Genomic DNA, 18,168 nt, shown 5'->3' with positions numbered 1-18,168 from the left:
GACAACAAGAGTGACAGGCGAGAGGTAAAGACTGTGGAAGCACATCTGTTGGAATGGCTGAACCTGAGCGTGCGCTGGGTTCACATGATTACTGGCGTGGCCTGGATCGGCGCATCGTTCTACTTCGTCTGGCTGGAAAACAACCTCAATCGGGTCAACCCGAAAAGTGGTCTGGCCGGTGATTTGTGGGCGATCCACGGCGGCGGTATCTACCACCTGGAAAAATACAAGCTGGCTCCACCGACCATGCCGGACAACCTGCACTGGTTCAAATGGGAAGCCTACTTCACCTGGATGTCGGGGATCGCGCTGCTGTGCGTGGTGTTCTACTCCAACCCGACGCTCTACCTGCTGGCTCCGGGCAGCACCCTGAGCGGTCCTGAAGGCGTGGCCATCGGTATCGGCTCGCTGTTCATCGGCTGGTTCATCTACTCCTTCCTCTGCGACTCGGCCCTGGGCAAACGCCCTGCCCTGCTGGGTTTCATCCTGTTCGTGCTGATCATCGGCGCGGCCTATGGCTTCAGCAAGGTGTTCAGCGGTCGTGGTGCGTACCTGCACGTCGGTGCGATCATCGGCACCATCATGGTCGGCAACGTGTTCCGCATCATCATGCCGGCGCAACGTGCACTGGTGGCGGCCATCGCCGAGAACCGCACGCCGGATCCGGCCCTGCCGGCCAAAGGCCTGTTGCGTTCGCGTCACAACAACTACTTCACCTTGCCGGTGCTGTTCATCATGATCAGCAACCACTTCCCGAGCACCTACGGCAGCCAGTACAACTGGTTGATCCTGGCCGGGATCGCGGTACTGGCGGTGTTGGTGCGTCACTACTTCAACACCCGTCACGACAGCCACAAATATGCCTGGACCCTGCCGGTGGCAGCGGTGGGCATGATTTGCCTGGCCTACGTGTCCGGTCCGAAGCCGATGTCCAGCGCCCCTGAAGTGGCCAAGGCACCTGCCGCAATCGAGTACCAGCCGCTGCCGGAAACTGCAGTGGGCGGTGGCTTGAAACCGGCTGAAGCCAAACCTGCCGAGGCACCTGCAGCCGCACCGGCGCAAGCGTCCAACGCAGGCCCGGGCTTCGACAAGGTGCACAGCGTGATTCAGGAACGTTGCGCGGTTTGCCACTCGGCCAAACCGACCAGCCCGCTGTTCAGTGCGGCCCCGGCCGGCGTGATGCTCGACACCCCCGAGCAGATCCGCCAGAACGCGGCGCGTATCCAGGCTCAAGCCGTCGCCAGCCAGATCATGCCACTGGGCAACATCACCCAGATGACCCAGCAGGAACGTGACCTGATCGGCGCCTGGATTGTGCAGGGTGCCCCGACCAATTAATCGTTGAAAAGCTTCGCTGGCAAGCCAGCTCCTACAGGAGCTGGCTTGCCAGCGATTGGCCGCAACGCGGTCCACCTGATGCACAAAATCACAAGAATAAAAATGATCCGAGGTGTTGCATGTCCGAGCTCTCCCCAGCACGCATCCCCGACGCACCCGCCATTCAGCGTTTGCCCCTCTTGCAACTGATCCTGGTCGGTTTGCAACATGTTCTGCTGATGTACGGTGGCGCCATCGCGGTGCCGCTGATCATCGGACAGGCCGCTGGCCTGAGTCGTGAAGAAATCGCCTTCCTGATCAACGCCGACCTGCTGGTCGCCGGCATCGCCACCATCGTCCAGTCACTCGGTATCGGCCCCATGGGCATTCGCATGCCGGTGATGATGGGCGCCAGTTTCGCCGCCGTCGGCAGCATGGTCGCCATGGCCGGCATGCCCGGTATCGGCCTGCAGGGGATCTTCGGCGCGACCATCGCCGCCGGGTTCTTCGGCATGCTCATTGCGCCGTTCATGTCCAAGGTCGTGCGCTTCTTCCCTCCTCTGGTGACCGGCACGGTCATCACCTCGATCGGTTTGTCGCTGTTCCCCGTGGCCGTTAACTGGGCCGGCGGCGGCGCCGATGCCGCTCAATTCGGTTCACCGATCTACCTGACCATCGCCGCGCTGGTGCTGGGCACCATCCTGCTGGTGCACCGCTTCATGCGCGGTTTCTGGGTGAATATTTCCGTACTGATCGGCATGTGCCTGGGCTACGTGCTCTGTGGCGTGCTGGGCATGGTCGACCTCAGCGGCATGGCCCAGGCACCATGGCTGCAATTTGTCACCCCGCTGCACTTCGGCATGCCGAAATTCGAACTCGCGCCCATCCTGTCGATGTGCCTGGTGGTGGTGATCATTTTCGTCGAATCCACCGGGATGTTCCTCGCCCTGGGCAAGATCACCGGCCAGGAAGTCTGCCCACGCATGTTGCGCCGCGGCCTGCTGTGCGACGCCGGCGCCTCGTTCTTCGCCGGCTTCTTCAACACCTTCACCCACTCCTCCTTCGCGCAGAACATCGGCCTGGTGCAGATGACCGGTGTGCGTTGCCGCTCGGTGACCATCGTCGCCGGCGGCTTGCTGATCGTCCTGAGCCTGCTGCCCAAGGCCGCGTTCCTGGTGGCCTCGATTCCTCCGGCAGTACTGGGCGGCGCAGCGATCGCGATGTTCGGCATGGTCGCCGCCACCGGGATCAAGATCCTCCAGGAAGCCGACATCGGTGACCGGCGCAACCAGTTGCTGGTGGCGGTGAGCATCGGCATGGGCCTGATCCCGGTGGTGCGTCCGGAATTCTTCGCCCACCTGCCCCTGTGGATGAGCCCGATCACCCACAGCGGCATCGCCATGGCCACGCTCAGTGCCCTGACGCTGAACCTGCTGTTCAACATCCTTGGCGGCGCCGAACGCGCGGCCATCAACGACTGCCACGCCCACTAAGTCAGAAGCACACACCCCCTGTAGGAGCCGGCTTGCCGGCGAAAGCGGAGTGTCAGGCGAGATTGATGTTGGATCTTATGGCCTCTTCGCTGGCAAGCCAGCTCCTACAGGTAGGGTGTTTCTGCGCCTTGAAAATAAGAACAAGAGGGAGCAACAGATGATTCGTACCCAGACAAACCTGTTGTTGGCGGGCGGTCTTTTGGCCGCCACTCAAGCCATGGCCGGCGATTTGCTGCTGTGGCAAACCAACAGCCTGAGCTATCTGTACGGCAAGGATTTCGCGGTCAACCCGTCGATCCAGCAGACGGTGACGTTCGAGCACGCCGACCGCTGGAAGTACGGCGACAACTTCATGTTCATCGACAGCACCTACTACAACGGCGAGCAAGACCGCAACAAAGGCGTTCACGCCTATTACGGCGAGTTCAGCCCGCGCCTCTCCCTGGGCAAGATCCTCGACCGCCGTTTCGAATTCGGCCCGATCAAGGACGTGCTGCTGGCCATGACGTACGAGAACGGCGAAGACGACACCGAGGCCTACCTGATCGGCCCCGGTTTCGACCTCGCGATACCGGGTTTCAACTATTTCACCCTGAACTTCTATAACCGCCAGACCGAAGGCTCGCGCCCCGGCGACGATGTCTGGCAGATCTCACCAGCTTGGTCCTACACCGTTCCATTGGGCAATTCGAGCCTGTTGATCGACGGTTACCTGGACTGGGTGGTGGACAACGACCAGAACGCCCACGGCACCTATCACGCCAACGTGCACTTCAACCCGCAGATCAAGTACGACCTGGGCAAAACCCTTGGCTGGCGGGAAAAACAGGTGTACGTCGGCGTCGAATACAGCTATTGGAAAGACAAGTACGGCATCGAAAACAACGGCAACCTCGACACCAATGAAAACACCACCAGCCTGCTGGTGAAGGTGCATTTCTAAGATGACCCGCAACCGTGCCCCACACCTGTCGTCGGTGCGCCGTTGCGGGGCACTTGAGACCTGGCCGAGGAGTCAGTATTCTCCGCGGCCGCCTGAATCCGCTTTAAAAAAAAGCCCGGATTTAATTCCTGACCAGAAAGCCAACTTATCCCGGCCCTGGACGGTACCAAGGCATCCCCAAACCACTCTCAATCGACTGTTTTTGAGCAGCCGAGCGGGAGTTTTTTGGTTTTCTGAAAGCCTTGGCGCAGCTCTTGCTAACAGCACTAAAGCTGACCGAATGGATAATTTTTTGCAGCTACAGAAAAAGGCGCCACACCAGAGCGTCGACCTTAAAAAAATAACGCGGAACCACTACTTTTTGGGAGCAACCGAATGAAACGTACGTGCACTAGCCTGATGCTGGCGGGATCATTGCTGGCGGGGGGTCAGGCCATGGCCGGCGACTTGCTGCAGTGGCAGAACAACAGCCTGACCTATCTGTATGGCAAGGACTTCCAGGTCAACCCGCGCATCCAGCAGACCGTGACCTTCGAGCACGCCGACGGCTGGAAATACGGCGACAACTTCTTCTTCATCGACAAGATTTTCTACAACGGCAAGGAAGACTCTTTCGCGGGTGAGAACACCCACTACGGCGAATTCAGCCCGCGCCTGTCGTTCAACAAGATCTTCGACCAGAAGCTGGAATTCGGCCCGATCAAGGACGTGCTGCTGGCCATGACCTATGAGTTCGGCGAAGACGACACCGAGTCGTACCTGATCGGCCCGGGTTTCGACCTGGCCATCCCCGGCTTCGACTACTTCCAGCTGAACTTCTACAACCGTCACACCGAAGGCGACCGCCCGGGTGACGATGTCTGGCAGATCACTCCGGCATGGTCCTACACCATCCCGGTGGGCGACTCGGACGTGCTGATCGACGGCTTCATGGACTGGGTCGTCGACAACGACGTGAACGACAAAGGCGAATACCACGCCAACCTGCACTTCAACCCACAGGTCAAATACGACCTGGGCAAGGCGCTGAACCTGGGCGCCAAGCAGTTGTACGTCGGTGTCGAGTATGACTACTGGAAAAACAAGTACGGTATAGAAGACAGCCAGGGCTTCAAGACGGATCAGAGCGTGACCAGCTTCCTGGTCAAGGTGCACTTCTGATTTAAAATCAAAAGATCGCAGGCTCCGCCAGCTCCTACAGGGAAACGCATTCCAATGTAGGAGCTGCCGCAGGCTGCGATCTTTTGCGTTATCACGCCAACCCCATAAACCGGCAAAGTTCATCGCGCTTGGCCAACGCATCCCGCCGCCCCAGATCAATCAATTCGCTGCAATACCCCGCCTCGAACAGCAGATAACTCAACACCCCTGCCCCACTGGTTTTGGTCGCCCCCGGCCCGCGCAGGAACAGGCGCAGCGCCGCCGGCAATTCCTGGCGATGGCGCGCGGCAATTTCATCGATCGGTTGACTCGGTGAAATCACCAACACCTCTACCGGTGCCACGCCAAGCGCACGGGTGGGAGTGCCGTCGGGCAGGAGGTGGCTGAACTGATTCAAACGCCGCAGCAACTCGATGTCGCTTTCCAGGCTGTCGATGAAGGTACTGTTGAGCATGTGCCCGCCGATCTGCGCCAGGGTCGGTTGTTGCCCGGACCAGGCGCGCTGCAGCGGTTGCTCGGGATCGATGCCCCGCGGGTTGCCACTGACCCCCACCACCAGCACTCGACTGGCGCCCAGGTGCAACGCCGGGCTGATGGGAGCCGATTGGCGTACCGCGCCGTCGCCGAAATACTCTTCGCCGATTTTCACCGGAGCGAACAGCAGCGGAATGGCCGAGCTGGCGAGCAAATGGTCGACGGACAATTGGGTGGGAATGCCGATGCGGCGATGGCGCAACCAGGCGTCGATGGTGCCGCCGCCCTGGTAGAACGTGACGGCCTGGCCGGACTCATAGCCGAAGGCCGTGACGGCAACCGCGTGCAACTGTTTTTGGGCAATGGCTTCGGCGATACCGTTCATCGGTAATTTGTCGTCGAGCAACCCGCGCAACGGCGAGCTGTCGAGCAACGCCACCGGCACCTGCGCGCCAAGGCCCAACAAACTGTGACTGACGAACCGAGTGGCCTGGCTGATCACGCCCGGCCAGTCGCTGCGCAACACCTGGTGACTGCGAAACCCCTGCCAGAATGCCGTCAGGCGCTCGATGGCCGCGCGAAAATCCATCGCCCCGCTGGCAAGGCTGACCGCATTGATAGCCCCGGCGGAGGTGCCGACAATCACCGGAAAAGGATTGTCCGCGCCCAAGGGCAGCAACTCGGCAATCGCCGCCAGCACACCCACCTGATACGCCGCCCGAGCCCCGCCGCCGGAAAGAATCAACCCTGTGACCGGTTCAGCAGGACTCATCGCAACGCTCCATGGTGCAGGTCGGGATCGGCCGTTCAGCCGCGTTTTGCGTACAACTTCGGTTCACCGGGCGGCCGGCTCTTGAAACGGCGATGGGCCCAGAGGTATTGCTCCGGGCAGTCACGCAAGACGCCTTCGATCCACTGGTTGATGCGCAGGCAGTCCGCTTCCTCGGTTTCACCTGGGAAGCCTTCGAGCGGCGGGTGAATCACCAGGCGATAACCACTGCCGTCCGCCAGGCGTACCTGGGTGAACGGCACCACCAGCGCCTTGCCGAGTCGCGCGAACTTGCTGGTGGCGGTGACGGTGGCGGCCTGGATGCCGAACAACGGCACGAAAATGCTTTGCTTGGCGCCATAATCCTGGTCCGGTGCGTACCAGATCGCCCGGCCGGCACGCAGCAACTTGAGCATGCCGCGCACGTCCTCGCGCTCCACCGCCAGGGAATCGAGATTGTGCCGCTCGCGACCGCGACGCTGCACATAGTCGAACAGCGGGTTCTTGTGTTCGCGGTACATGCCGTCGATGGTGTGCTGCTGGCCGAGCAGCGCGGCACCGATTTCCAGCGTGGTGAAGTGCACGGCCATCAGGATCACGCCCTTGCCGTCACGCTGGGCATTCTTCAGGTGCTCCAGGCCTTCGATATGGGCCAGTTTCGCCAGCCGCTCACGCGACCACCACCAGCTCATCGCCATTTCAAAGAAGGCGATACCGGTGGAAGCGAAGTTTTCCTTGAGCAGACGCTTGCGCTCGGCCGCGGATTTTTCCGGGAAGCACAGCTCGAGATTGCGCTTGGCAATGCGCCGCCGGTCGGCCGCTGCCCGATACATCAGGGCGCCCAGGACCCGGCCGATCCACAGCAATGCAGGGTACGGCAGCTGGACAATCAGCCATAACAGCCCCAGGCCGCACCAGAGCGGCCAGAAACGCGGCATCAGAAAGGTTGTTCGAAAACGCGGGCGATCCATTAAAGGTTCCGAAAAGACGATGGCCGCGCATTCTACATCGTTCGACCCGGCTTGCGGCTCGCCGGCGTTCTCGTTATAAGTCTGGGCACTTTTAGTGACAAGTCGTTGTATGCCGAACATGAGCCAAACCGAACCGCTAGACCAAGATCCCGTGTTCCAGCTGAAGGGCAGCATGCTCGCCATTACCGTGCTGGAACTGGCCCGCAATGACCTTGAGGGCCTCGATCGGCAACTGGCCGCCAAGGTTGCCCAGGCGCCGAACTTCTTCAGCAACGCGCCGTTGGTACTGGCCCTGGACAAGCTCCCGGCCAACGGCGGCGCCGTCGATCTGCCCGGCCTGATGCGCGTTTGCCGCCAGCATGGCCTGCGTACCCTGGCGATCCGCGCCAGCCGCATCGAAGACATCGCGGCCGCCATCGCGGTCGACCTGCCGGTGCTGCCGCCATCCGGAGCCCGTGAACGGGCGCTGGACCTGAACGAAGGCGTCGTGGCGAAAAAGCCGGAAAAACCCGCGGAACCGAGCATCAAGCCGACGAAAATCATCACTTCGCCAGTACGTGGTGGCCAGCAGATCTATGCCCAGGGCAGCGACCTGGTGGTGATCTCCTCGGTCAGCCCGGGGGCGGAACTTCTCGCCGATGGGAACATCCATGTATACGGCCCGATGCGCGGTCGTGTGCTGGCCGGCGTCAAAGGCGACACCAAGGCACGGATTTTCTGCCAGCAAATGAGCGCTGAACTGATCTCCATCGCCGGTCACTACAAGGTTTCCGAAGATCTGCGCCGCGACCCGTTGTGGGGTTCGGGCGTGCAGGTCAGCCTGTCAGGCGACGTGTTGAACATCATTCGGCTTTAACGGATACTGCCGCATTTTCCAAGCATCTCTAAAACGTAGCGAAAACGGCTCAAACGAAGTAGGAAAACGGCTACAAACAGTGTTTACCGGGGGTAAACGCCATTTGCGGCCCATTCCAGCCAAGGCTGTCCAACTGCTGTAGTTTTTCAAGAGATGTTTTTCAGGGGCTAAAAGTCCTTTTTCCTTAGGGGTGAAACACCTTGGCCAAGATTCTCGTGGTTACATCCGGCAAGGGTGGTGTGGGTAAGACCACCACCAGCGCCGCTATCGGTACCGGCCTCGCTCTGCGCGGTCACAAAACAGTCATCGTCGACTTCGACGTCGGTTTGCGTAACCTCGACCTGATCATGGGTTGCGAGCGCCGCGTGGTGTATGACTTCGTCAACGTGGTCAACGGCGAAGCCAACCTGCAACAGGCCCTGATCAAAGACAAGCGCCTGGAAAACCTCTACGTGCTGGCAGCCAGCCAGACCCGCGACAAAGACGCGCTGACCGTCGAAGGCGTGGAAAAAGTCCTGATGCAACTCAAGGAAGACTTCGAGTTCGTGGTCTGCGACTCCCCGGCGGGCATCGAAAAAGGCGCCCACCTGGCCATGTACTTCGCTGACGAAGCGATCGTCGTGACCAACCCGGAAGTGTCTTCGGTGCGTGACTCCGACCGCATGCTCGGCCTGCTGGCCAGCAAGTCGCGCCGTGCCGAACGCGGCGAAGACCCGATCAAGGAACACCTGCTGATTACCCGTTACCATCCAGAGCGCGTGAGCAAGGGTGAAATGCTCGGCGTCGAAGACGTCAAGGAAATCCTCTCGGTGGCCCTGCTCGGCGTGATCCCTGAATCCCAGGCGGTGCTCAAGGCATCCAACCAGGGCGTTCCAGTGATTCTCGACGACCAGAGCGATGCCGGCCAGGCCTACAGCGACACCGTGGACCGCCTGCTGGGCAAAACCGTGGAACATCGTTTCCTCGATGTACAGAAGAAGGGATTCTTCGAGCGCCTGTTTGGAGGCAATTAAACAATGAACCTTTTTGACTTCTTTCGTGCCAACAAAAAGCAAAGCACCGCGTCGGTAGCGAAAGAGCGTCTACAGATCATCGTGGCGCACGAACGCGGCCAACGCAGCACCCCGGACTACCTGCCGGCCTTGCAGAAGGAACTGGTGGAGGTGATTCGCAAGTACGTCAATATCGGGTCCGATGACGTGCATGTCGCACTGGAAAGCCAGGGCAGCTGCTCGATTCTGGAACTCAATATCACCCTGCCAGATCGCTGAGTCGATCCGGCTGGAGCCACGGCGGTTCAGGCCCATCAGGTATCCTGTTGGGCCTGAACCGCCGTTGGCGTTTGTTACGAGGCTGTTTGATGCCGCTGTCCAATATCCACATCATCCATGAGGACGCCGCAGTCCTGGTGGTCAACAAACCCACCCTGCTGCTCTCGGTGCCCGGTCGGGCCGACGACAACAAGGACTGCCTGATTACCCGCCTGCAGGAAAACGGCTACCCGGAAGCGCGAATCGTCCATCGCCTGGATTGGGAAACGTCCGGCATTATCCTGCTGGCCCGGGATCCCGACACGCACCGTGAACTGTCTCGACAATTTCACGACCGCGAAACGGAAAAGGCCTACACCGCCTTGTGCTGGGGTCAGCCGGAGCTCGACAGTGGCAGCATCGACCTGCCGCTGCGCTACGACCCACCGACCAAGCCACGCCACGTGGTGGACCATGAATTCGGCAAACACGCCCTGACCTTCTGGCGTGTGCTGGAACGCTGTGGCGACTGGTGCCGCGTCGAACTCACACCGATCACCGGACGCTCGCACCAATTGCGCGTGCACATGCTGTCGATCGGTCACCCGCTGCTGGGCGACGGACTCTACGCCCATGAGCAAGCCCTGGCCGCCTGGCCACGACTGTGCCTGCACGCGAGCATGCTCAGCTTCACTCACCCTCAAAGCGGTGAGCGACTGCGCTTCGAGTGCCCTGCGCCTTTTTGACAACCCCAAGCCTCGCCTGAAAACGCCCTTCGATTGAAGGGCGTTTTCATTTGTTGTCACATACCCCGTTATAAAAAGGGGTGAAGCAATGCCGCGAGCCAATACGGTAAACTTGCGTCTCTGTTGCCTGGAGCTACTTATGCGCGAAGCGCTGACCCCCCTGGAAAAAACACCGCACCAGTTGCTCTACCTCATCTATGGCAACCAGGATGTCTACCGGCGCGAAGCCAAGTTCAGCATGCTCACCGCCCTGGCACAGCTCAAACGGGGTGAGTCGCTGTGCATCAGGGTCATGACCGATCGTCCCGAGGATTATGCCGGCTGGCCGGTCGACACCATCGCCCTGGACGAGCAGACCCTGGCCCAATGGCAGGGCGAAAACGGCTATCACCACCGGCGCAAGGCCTGTGCTATCGCCCAAGGGCTGAAGCTTGCACAGAAGACCCTGTTCGTCGACACCGACACGCTGTTCCTCGAATCGCCCCATCGCGTCTTCGAACGGATCGGGCCCGGGCGCTACGTCATGGACCGTTTCGAGTACGACTGGAGCTACGTCTGCGAACGCCCCGACTACGTCAAGCTCGGGCGTTGCCTGCAAGCTCATGGCATCTCCTCCGACAATAGTTTCAAGCTTTACAACAGCGGGCTGTGCGGTGTCACCGACGGCGATACGCCCCTGCTGGAAAAATCGATCCGCCTGATCGATGAATGGACCCAGGGCTCGTTCGACATCCATACCATCGAGCAGATCGCCCTGTCGTTCGCGATGCGCAACCAGCCCGTTCAGGAGGCGAAGAAATTCGTTTATCACTACTTCGCTGAAAAACGCTTCTTCCACGCCATGCAGAAGCATTTTTTCAGCCGTCATGGCGAGCAATTCCGCCCGGAGCTGCCGGCCCTGTGCACAGAAGTCCCGCGCTGCAAACCCGTGCCCTCACCCTGGCAGCGCCTGCGCATCAAGTGGCAACTGCGCAACAAGCACAAGAGCGTGAAAAAGGTCGGTCGCGACCTGCTGTATGGCAGCGCGGCACCTGATCATCCGTATTACGAGGTGTGCCGCCATGAGTGGTGGGAGTCCGCCTCCCGGGAAATCCTGCGCTGGGAAGAAGACCAACAGCAAAGGTTCTTCGGCACGGAAAAGGGTCGCTGGCCGAAACACCTGCCCCGGCCGACCAAGTCTTCGGACGAACAAACCATCATTGCCTACCTGCGCGAGCGGATGAATCATTGACGGCTTGGCGGGCTCGGCGCTGAAAGCTCTTGTCCAATGCATCGGGCCAATACGTTAAACTGGCGCCATTGCTGTCTGGAGCTACTTATGCGCGAAGAGTTGAACCAAGGCCTGATCGATTTCCTCAAGGCCTCCCCTACCCCGTTCCACGCCACCGCCAGCCTTGTTCAGCGCCTGGAAGCGGCGGGTTTCCAACGCCTGGACGAACGCGAGCCATGGAACACCGAGGCCAATGGTCGCTACTACGTCACCCGCAACGACTCGTCGATCGTCGCGATCAAGATGGGCCGGCACTCGCCGCTGCACGGTGGCATTCGCCTGGTCGGCGCCCACACCGACAGCCCGTGCCTGCGGGTCAAGCCCCAGCCGGAACTGCAACGCCAGGGTTTCTGGCAATTGGGCGTCGAAGTCTATGGCGGCGCCCTGCTGGCCCCCTGGTTCGACCGCGACCTGTCCCTGGCCGGCCGCGTCACCTTCCGTCGTGACGGCAAGGTCGAGAGCCAGTTGATCGACTTCAAGGCGCCGATCGCGATCATCCCCAACCTGGCCATTCACCTCAATCGTGAAGCCAACATGGGTTGGGCGATCAATGCCCAGACCGAGCTGCCACCGGTACTGGCGCAATTCGCCGGTGACGAGCGCGTGGATTTCCGTGCCGTGCTCACCGACCAACTGGCCCGCGAACACGGCCTGAACGCCGACGTCGTGCTGGATTACGAACTGAGCTTCTACGACACCCAAAGCGCGGCCGTCATCGGCCTGCATGGTGATTTCATTGCCGGTGCGCGCCTGGACAACCTGCTGTCCTGTTATGCCGGCCTGCAAGCACTGCTGACCACCGACACCGACGAAACCAGCGTGCTGGTCTGCAATGACCATGAAGAAGTCGGCTCGTGCTCGGCCTGTGGCGCCGACGGCCCGATGCTGGAGCAGACGTTGCGCCGCCTGCTGCCCGAAGGCGACGAATTCGTGCGCACCATCCAGAAATCCCTGCTGGTCTCGGCCGACAACGCCCACGGCGTGCACCCCAACTACGCCGACAAGCACGATGCCAATCACGGCCCGAAACTCAACGCCGGCCCCGTGATCAAGGTCAACAGCAACCAGCGCTACGCCACCAACAGCGAAACCGCCGGGTTCTTCCGTCACCTGTGCATGGCCGAAGAAGTGCCGGTACAGAGCTTCGTGGTGCGCAGTGACATGGGTTGCGGCTCGACCATCGGCCCGATCACCGCCAGCCACCTGGGCGTGCGTACCGTGGACATCGGCCTGCCGACCTTCGCCATGCATTCGATCCGCGAACTGTGCGGCAGCCATGACCTGGCGCATCTGGTCAAGGTGCTGAGCGCGTTCTACGCCTGCCGCGAATTGCCGTAGGTTCCTGTAGGAGCTGCCGCAGGCTCGGGCCGCGTTCGGACGATCTTTTGACTTTAAAAATCAAAAGATCGCAGCCTGCGCCAGCTCCTACACGGGTCGCAGGAAATCCACCTAGACTTTAACTATCCCTTTTGACAAGGCAGTCGCCATGATCACGATGTCCTCGTTCCACGGCATGCTCATCCCCATTCTCATCGGGATGATCATGCTGGCAGTCGGTTTCAACTTTCGCGACAAGAACGCGGGCGTGCTCGCCATGTGGCTCGGCATGCTGCTGATCCTCGCCACGGTGATCTTCAAGATCCTCGCCAAACTCAACGAATAAATCCCCACCCCGGCTCGCATTGGTCCAGACGGGCTCGTACACTCGGTCGATCTGCCCATTTCGAGGTTGACCGCCTAGTGTTCGCTCGTCTATTCGCCCTGCCGTGCCTTTTCCTTATCTGCCTGATGACGCTGATGCCGTCAGCGCCTGCCCAGGCCGTCGGGCTGCCGAGCCTGCTTGGCAGCCCGGCAAAAACCCAACCCGAGGCGCAGGAACCCCTCGGGCAATCCCTGGATGAAGTCATCAAGTCGCTGGAGAACGATCAGCAGCGCAGCAAGCTGCTGGCGGATCTGAAGAAGCTGCGCGACGCCACAAAAAAAGCCCAGCCGGTCGCCGAGGAAGGCGTACTGGGCCTGATTGGTGGAACCCTGGCCAGCTTCGAAAAGCAGTTTTCCGGCGTCGACAGCCCGCTCAATCGCTGGTCCAGCGAGTTCGACCTGGCCAAGGATGAATTGGCCGCGCTGATACTGCCGGCCAACGAGTGGCTGCCGATCATCTTCGCCTTTGCCATGATCCTGATGGTCTGGAGCCTGCTGGCGGCGGCGCTGATCTGGGTCAGTCATCGAGTGCGCATGCGCTTTGGCCTGACCGAAGAACTGCCGCAACACCCCAGAGCCCTGGACATGCTGCGTTTCGCCCTGCGCAAGCTGGGGCCGTGGCTAATCGCGCTGGTCATCACCGTCTACATGAGCTACGCCCTGCCCTCCTCACTCGGTAAAAGCCTGGCCATGGTGCTGGCGTATGCGCTAGTGGTCGGCACCTGTTTCTCGGCGATCTGCGTGATTGCCTTTTCCCTGCTCGACGGCCCGCACCGTCACCGCGCCCTGTACATCCTGCGGCACCAGGCCTTCCGGCCGCTGTGGCTGATCGGCAGTTTCGCCGCTTTCGGTGAAGCCCTGAACGACCCGCGCCTGGTGGAAAGCCTTGGCGTGCACCTGGCACATACCGCGGCGACGGTAGCCAATGTATTGGCCGCGTTGTCCACGGGGTTGTTCATCCTGCGGTTCCGCCGCCCGATTGCCCATTTGATCCGCAACCAGCCGCTGTCCCGGCGCCTGACCCGCCGTGCCCTCAGCGACACCATCGATATTCTCGGCACCTTCTGGTATGTACCGGCACTGGTGCTGGTGGGTATTTCCCTGTTCGCCACCTTCGTTTCGGCCGGCGACACCAGCACCGCCCTGCGCCAGTCGCTGATCTGCACCGTGTTGCTGGTGTTGTGCATGGTTATCAACGGCCTGGTACGCCGTCACGCCCTCAAACCGCAACGCGGGGCCAAGCGTCACGCCCTGTATTCGGAACGCCTGAAAAACTTCTTCTATACCCTGGCCCATCTGCTGGTCTGGCTGGCATTCATCGAGCTGGGCCTGCGGGTCTGGGGCATGTCGCTGATCAGCTTCACCGAAGGCGAAGGCCATGAGGTCAGCGTCAAACTGTTCAGCCTGGTCGGCACGCTGATATTTGCCTGGCTTATCTGGATTCTCAGCGACACCGCCGTGCATCACGCCCTCACGCGCTCGCGCAAAGGCCTGGCCAACGCCCGCGCACAGACCATGATGCCGCTGATCCGCAACGTGCTGTTCGTGGCGATTTTCATCGTTGCATTGATTGTCGCCCTGGCGAACATGGGCATGAACGTCACGCCACTGCTGGCCGGTGCCGGTGTGATCGGCCTGGCCATCGGTTTTGGCGCGCAATCGCTGGTGGCCGACCTGATCACCGGGCTGTTCATCATCATCGAAGACTCCCTGGCCATCGACGACTACGTGGACGTCGGCGGCCACCTGGGTACCGTCGAGGGCCTGACCATTCGTACCGTGCGCCTGCGGGACATCGACGGCATCGTCCACACCATTCCGTTCAGCGAAATCAAGAGCATCAAGAACTACTCCCGGGAATTCGGCTACGCGATCTTCCGGGTCGCAGTGCCTGCCAACATGGACATCGACAACGCGATCAAGCTGATGCGCGACGTCGGCCAGAAAATGCGCACCGACCCGCTGCAACGGCGCAACATCTGGTCGCCCCTGGAATTTCAGGGTGTGGAAAGTTTCGAGTCCGGCAATGCGATCCTGCGGGCCCGGTTCAAGACCGCCCCGATCAAGCAGTGGGAAGTTTCACGGGCATTCAACCTGTCGCTCAAGCGACATCTGGATGAAGCCGGGCTGGACCTGGCCACACCGCGCATGAGCATCCATGTGGTGACGGCGGGCGGCGGTGAAGAAAAGGGTTAAACAGTTAAACGCAGGCCAAAAAAATCCCCGAACCAGTCGGGGATTTTTTATGTTCGATCAATCAGCCCGAGGGCGGATCAATCTTCGCGGTAGCGACGCAGCTTCAACTGCTTACCGGCAACGCGAGTGTCCTTCAGCTTGGTCAGCAACTTCTCCAGACCATCTTCCGGCAGCTCGACGAGGCTGAAGCTGTCACGCACCTGGATGCGACCGATGGCTTCACGGGCCAGACCACCTTCGTTGAGGATGGCGCCCAGCAGGTTCTTGGCAGCGATACCATCACGCGCACCCAGCGCGGTACGGCAACGAGCACGGCCTTCGCCCAGCGGCATCGGAGCGCGACGCTCGCGGTCACCACGCTCTGGACGATCACCGGAACGCTCTGGACGATCGCCACGCGGTGCGTTGTTCGGCACCAGTGGACGCTCTTTCTCGATAGCGGCCAGGTTCAGCGCTTGACCGTTGGTAGCCTTGCGCAGCAGGGCTGCGGCCAGGGCACGCGGGCTGCAACCGATGTCGGCGGTCAGGCGATCGAGCAGATCACCGTGGGTCGATTCGGCTTCAGCCACCAGCGGCGACAGGCTGTTGGTCAGCTTCTTGATGCGCGCATCCAGAACGGCTTGAGCGTCCGGCAGGCGAACTTCAGCAACCTTCTGACCGGTTACACGCTCGATCACTTGCAGCATGCGGCGCTCACGTGGAGTCACCAGCAGCAGCGCACGACCTTCGCGACCAGCACGGCCGGTACGGCCGATACGGTGAACGTAGGATTCCGGATCGTACGGCATGTCAACGTTGAACACGTGAGTGATGCGCGGAACGTCCAGGCCACGAGCAGCAACGTCGGTCGCCACAACGATGTCCAGACGGCCATCCTTGAGGGAGTCGATCACGCGCTCACGCTGGTTCTGGGCAATGTCACCGTTCAGCGCAGCGGCTTTGTAGCCTTTGGCTTCCAGGGCACTGGCCAGGTCCAGGGTCGCTTGCTTGGTGCGCACGAACATGATCAGGGCGTCGAAGTCTTCCACTTCCAGCAAGCTGAGAACGGCAGAAGTCTTCTGGTCAGCGTGAACCAGCAGGTGAGCCTGCTCGATCGCGGTAACGGTCTGGGTCTTGCTCTGGATCTTCACGTGCTTCGGATCGCGCAGGTGGCGCTCAGCGATGGCACGGATCGATTGCGGCAAGGTGGCCGAGAACAATACGGTCTGACGGGTTTCCGGCATGGCCTTGAAGATGACTTCCAGGTCGTCCATGAAGCCCAGCTTGAGCATTTCGTCAGCTTCGTCGAGAACCAGGTGGTTCACGGTCGCCAGTACTTTTTCGTCGCGACGCAGGTGGTCGCACAGACGGCCCGGAGTGGCGACAACGATCTGTGCGCCATTACGGATTGCTTTCAATTGTGGGCCCATCGGCGCGCCGCCGTAGACAGCCACAACAGTTACGCCCGGCATTTGCTTGGCGTAGGTTTCGAAAGCGGTTGCAACTTGTAGCGCCAACTCACGAGTTGGGGCCAGGATCAGAGCTTGCGGCTCGCGCTTGGACGGATCAATGCGGTGCAGGATAGGCAGGGCAAAGGCAGCGGTTTTACCGGTACCGGTTTGCGCCTGGCCAATCATATCGTGACCGGCGAGAATGATCGGGATCGACTGCTGCTGAATGGCCGAAGGCTCTTCATAGCCGGTAGCGACTACTGCAGCGACAATATTAGGGTGAAGTTCAAGAGCGGCGAAGCCGCCGATTTCCTGGGTCATGGGTCTGCCTCTAAGTGCATCCGCAAAGACCCATGCTCCAAAGCTGCGCATGCCGTGTTGAGACTCAAGAGTCGCCCTGGCAGCTTTGTCGGCGGGGATTTGCGAAAACGAATGAATGAAAAAGAATCGTTCAGGAAGAGTTCGCTGGGCGAACGTGCAACCGAATATGACTTCGGGGAATTGCGCCACCTAAACGCGGCCCGGCTAAAGGCCGGCGCGCACTATACCGGAATTTGCCGAAAAAGGGAGCTTTTTTTATCGCAAAACTCCCATATACGGCGTTCTGTCACAGGCTTTGCGGATAATCGCGCCAGCGTCTACTTTTCAAAGGCCCTGCCCTGCGGGCGATGACGCTAAAACGGTTCACCCACCCGCCACAAACCCCGGGACTGCGCGCCCATCTCCCGCTCGAGGAAATGCCGCATGAAAGAGCTCAATACCAGCCGCGTGAGCCGTGAAAAGCGCGGTCATGTCCTGATGATCGGACTGGACCGGGTCGCCAAGCGCAACGCCTTCGATCTCGACCTGCTCAACGAGCTGAGCCTGGCCTACGGCGAGTTCGAAGCCGACAGCGAAGCACGGGTGGCCGTGGTCTTCGGTCATGGCGAACATTTTACCGCCGGCCTGGACCTGGTCAGTGCCAGCGCGGCGCTGACCGAAGGCTGGCAAGCCCCGCCCGGCGGCTGCGACCCGTGGGGAGTTTTCGCCGGGCCCAGGGTCAACAAACCGGTGATCGTCGCCGCCCAGGGCTACTGCCTGACCATCGGCATCGAGTTGATGCTGGCCGCCGATATCAACCTGTGTGCCAGCAACACCCGTTTCGCGCAGATGGAAGTGCAGCGCGGCATCTTCCCCTTCGGCGGTGCCACGTTGCGCCTGCATCAGGTGGCTGGCTGGGGCAACGCCATGCGCTGGATGCTCACGGGCGACGAGTTCGATGCCCATGATGCGCTGCACCTGGGGTTGGTGCAGGAAGTCATGGCCAGCGAGGATTTGCTGCCGCGGGCAATTGAACTGGCCGAGCGCATTGCCCGGCAGGCGCCGCTGGGGGTCCAGGCAACGTTGCTGTCTGCCCGGCAGGCCCGCTACGAGGGCGAGACCGCCGCGGCGCGAGGGCTGCCGACGCTGGTGAAGAAGTTGCTGACCAGCGAGGATGCGCAGGAAGGTGTGCGGTCGCTGGTTGAGCGGCGCCCCGGCATTTTCAAAGGTTGCTGAAAATCCGTGTAGGAGCTGCCGCAGGCTGCGATCTTTTGATCTTTAAAATCAAAAG

At 60.8% G+C, this 18,168-nt stretch carries 17 protein-coding genes; 14 read left to right on the top strand and 3 right to left on the bottom strand.

Features of this window, described 5'->3' with window-relative positions:
* Window positions 1-33 precede the first annotated feature (33 nt).
* From SOP95_RS29045 to SOP95_RS29025, 5 genes are all read left to right on the top strand, one after another.
* Window positions 34-1,338 (top strand): urate hydroxylase PuuD, encoded by a 1,305-nt coding sequence (locus SOP95_RS29045; protein WP_274075362.1) that lies wholly within the window; start codon window positions 34-36, stop codon window positions 1,336-1,338.
* A gap of 119 nt (window positions 1,339-1,457) precedes the next feature.
* Window positions 1,458-2,810 (top strand): nucleobase:cation symporter-2 family protein, encoded by a 1,353-nt coding sequence (locus SOP95_RS29040; protein WP_323609180.1) that lies wholly within the window; start codon window positions 1,458-1,460, stop codon window positions 2,808-2,810.
* Window positions 2,811-2,967: 157 nt separating this feature from the next.
* Window positions 2,968-3,753 carry an outer membrane protein OmpK gene (locus tag SOP95_RS29035; protein WP_274075364.1) on the top strand — a complete coding sequence of 262 codons (786 nt, stop codon included), beginning with the start codon at window positions 2,968-2,970 and terminating at the stop codon, window positions 3,751-3,753.
* 1 nt (window position 3,754) lies between these two features.
* Window positions 3,755-4,132, top strand: a complete 378-nt coding sequence (locus tag SOP95_RS29030; protein WP_323609179.1) for a hypothetical protein — start codon at window positions 3,755-3,757, stop codon at window positions 4,130-4,132.
* Entirely contained in the window at window positions 4,129-4,914 is a 786-nt protein-coding gene (locus SOP95_RS29025; protein WP_046817966.1) for an outer membrane protein OmpK, read from the top strand. Before SOP95_RS29030 ends, SOP95_RS29025 begins: the two co-directional genes overlap by 4 nt.
* Before the next feature lie 91 nt (window positions 4,915-5,005).
* On the opposite strand, the gene SOP95_RS29020 is transcribed toward SOP95_RS29025, so the two are convergent.
* Both SOP95_RS29020 and SOP95_RS29015 read right to left on the bottom strand, forming a co-directional pair.
* Window positions 5,006-6,160, bottom strand: coding sequence for a patatin-like phospholipase family protein (locus tag SOP95_RS29020; protein ID WP_274075367.1), 1,155 nt, complete (start codon window positions 6,158-6,160; stop codon window positions 5,006-5,008).
* Window positions 6,161-6,195: 35 nt separating this feature from the next.
* Complete coding sequence (locus SOP95_RS29015) at window positions 6,196-7,128, bottom strand: lipid A biosynthesis lauroyl acyltransferase (RefSeq protein ID WP_323609176.1); 933 nt, start codon at window positions 7,126-7,128, stop codon at window positions 6,196-6,198.
* A gap of 118 nt (window positions 7,129-7,246) precedes the next feature.
* Between SOP95_RS29015 and minC the strand changes: the two genes are divergently transcribed.
* The 8 genes from minC to SOP95_RS28975 all read left to right on the top strand — a co-directional run bounded on the left by minC (window position 7,247) and on the right by SOP95_RS28975 (window position 15,147).
* Window positions 7,247-7,984: a septum site-determining protein MinC gene (minC, locus tag SOP95_RS29010; protein WP_274075369.1), complete on the top strand. Its 738-nt coding sequence runs from the start codon at window positions 7,247-7,249 to the stop codon at window positions 7,982-7,984.
* A 200-nt stretch (window positions 7,985-8,184) separates the two neighbouring features.
* A complete protein-coding gene (minD, locus tag SOP95_RS29005) occupies window positions 8,185-8,997 on the top strand; it encodes a septum site-determining protein MinD (protein ID WP_008056976.1) in 813 nt (270 codons plus the stop codon).
* A 3-nt stretch (window positions 8,998-9,000) separates the two neighbouring features.
* Window positions 9,001-9,255: a cell division topological specificity factor MinE gene (gene minE, locus SOP95_RS29000; protein WP_007974947.1), complete on the top strand. Its 255-nt coding sequence runs from the start codon at window positions 9,001-9,003 to the stop codon at window positions 9,253-9,255.
* 89 nt (window positions 9,256-9,344) lie between these two features.
* Window positions 9,345-9,980: an RluA family pseudouridine synthase gene (locus SOP95_RS28995; RefSeq protein ID WP_020800410.1), complete on the top strand. Its 636-nt coding sequence runs from the start codon at window positions 9,345-9,347 to the stop codon at window positions 9,978-9,980.
* Window positions 9,981-10,119: 139 nt separating this feature from the next.
* The gene (locus SOP95_RS28990; RefSeq protein WP_274075370.1) at window positions 10,120-11,211 is read left to right on the top strand and encodes a hypothetical protein; all 1,092 of its coding nucleotides are present in this window, start codon (window positions 10,120-10,122) and stop codon (window positions 11,209-11,211) included.
* A gap of 87 nt (window positions 11,212-11,298) precedes the next feature.
* The gene (locus SOP95_RS28985; RefSeq protein WP_274075371.1) at window positions 11,299-12,588 is read left to right on the top strand and encodes a M18 family aminopeptidase; all 1,290 of its coding nucleotides are present in this window, start codon (window positions 11,299-11,301) and stop codon (window positions 12,586-12,588) included.
* Between the two features lie 148 nt (window positions 12,589-12,736).
* On the top strand, window positions 12,737-12,913 hold the full coding sequence (locus SOP95_RS28980; RefSeq protein ID WP_274075372.1) for a hypothetical protein: 177 nt from the start codon (window positions 12,737-12,739) through the stop codon (window positions 12,911-12,913).
* Window positions 12,914-12,990: 77 nt separating this feature from the next.
* Window positions 12,991-15,147, top strand: a complete 2,157-nt coding sequence (locus SOP95_RS28975) for a mechanosensitive ion channel family protein (protein ID WP_323609173.1) — start codon at window positions 12,991-12,993, stop codon at window positions 15,145-15,147.
* Window positions 15,148-15,224: 77 nt separating this feature from the next.
* On the opposite strand, the gene SOP95_RS28970 is transcribed toward SOP95_RS28975, so the two are convergent.
* Complete coding sequence (locus SOP95_RS28970) at window positions 15,225-16,898, bottom strand: DEAD/DEAH box helicase (protein WP_007973525.1); 1,674 nt, start codon at window positions 16,896-16,898, stop codon at window positions 15,225-15,227.
* A 423-nt stretch (window positions 16,899-17,321) separates the two neighbouring features.
* Between SOP95_RS28970 and SOP95_RS28965 the strand changes: the two genes are divergently transcribed.
* Entirely contained in the window at window positions 17,322-18,113 is a 792-nt protein-coding gene (locus SOP95_RS28965) for a crotonase/enoyl-CoA hydratase family protein (protein WP_323609171.1), read from the top strand.
* Window positions 18,114-18,168: the final 55 nt, after the last annotated feature.

The sequence above is a fragment of the Pseudomonas sp. YuFO8 genome, from assembly GCF_035065025.1.
Taxonomy (GTDB): Bacteria; Pseudomonadota; Gammaproteobacteria; order Pseudomonadales; family Pseudomonadaceae; genus Aquipseudomonas; species Aquipseudomonas putida_AE.
Note: the sequence above shows the minus strand (reverse complement) of the source record. Positions and strands in the feature narration are given on the sequence as shown.

Excerpts from the sequence above, each read along its gene's own strand:
- SOP95_RS29040 (WP_323609180.1), top strand. The coding sequence starts at position 1,458 with ATGTCCGAGCTCTCCCCAGCACGCATCCCCGACGCACCCGCCATTCAG.
- SOP95_RS29035 (WP_274075364.1), top strand. The coding sequence starts at position 2,968 with ATGATTCGTACCCAGACAAACCTGTTGTTGGCGGGCGGTCTTTTGGCC.
- SOP95_RS29030 (WP_323609179.1), top strand. The coding sequence starts at position 3,755 with ATGACCCGCAACCGTGCCCCACACCTGTCGTCGGTGCGCCGTTGCGGG.
- SOP95_RS29025 (WP_046817966.1), top strand. The coding sequence starts at position 4,129 with ATGAAACGTACGTGCACTAGCCTGATGCTGGCGGGATCATTGCTGGCG.
- SOP95_RS29020 (WP_274075367.1), bottom strand. The coding sequence starts at position 6,160 with ATGAGTCCTGCTGAACCGGTCACAGGGTTGATTCTTTCCGGCGGCGGG.
- SOP95_RS29015 (WP_323609176.1), bottom strand. The coding sequence starts at position 7,128 with ATGGATCGCCCGCGTTTTCGAACAACCTTTCTGATGCCGCGTTTCTGG.
- minC (WP_274075369.1), top strand. The coding sequence starts at position 7,247 with ATGAGCCAAACCGAACCGCTAGACCAAGATCCCGTGTTCCAGCTGAAG.
- minE (WP_007974947.1), top strand. The coding sequence starts at position 9,001 with ATGAACCTTTTTGACTTCTTTCGTGCCAACAAAAAGCAAAGCACCGCG.
- SOP95_RS28995 (WP_020800410.1), top strand. The coding sequence starts at position 9,345 with ATGCCGCTGTCCAATATCCACATCATCCATGAGGACGCCGCAGTCCTG.
- SOP95_RS28990 (WP_274075370.1), top strand. The coding sequence starts at position 10,120 with ATGCGCGAAGCGCTGACCCCCCTGGAAAAAACACCGCACCAGTTGCTC.
- SOP95_RS28985 (WP_274075371.1), top strand. The coding sequence starts at position 11,299 with ATGCGCGAAGAGTTGAACCAAGGCCTGATCGATTTCCTCAAGGCCTCC.
- SOP95_RS28980 (WP_274075372.1), top strand. The coding sequence starts at position 12,737 with ATGATCACGATGTCCTCGTTCCACGGCATGCTCATCCCCATTCTCATC.
- SOP95_RS28970 (WP_007973525.1), bottom strand. The coding sequence starts at position 16,898 with ATGACCCAGGAAATCGGCGGCTTCGCCGCTCTTGAACTTCACCCTAAT.
- SOP95_RS28965 (WP_323609171.1), top strand. The coding sequence starts at position 17,322 with ATGAAAGAGCTCAATACCAGCCGCGTGAGCCGTGAAAAGCGCGGTCAT.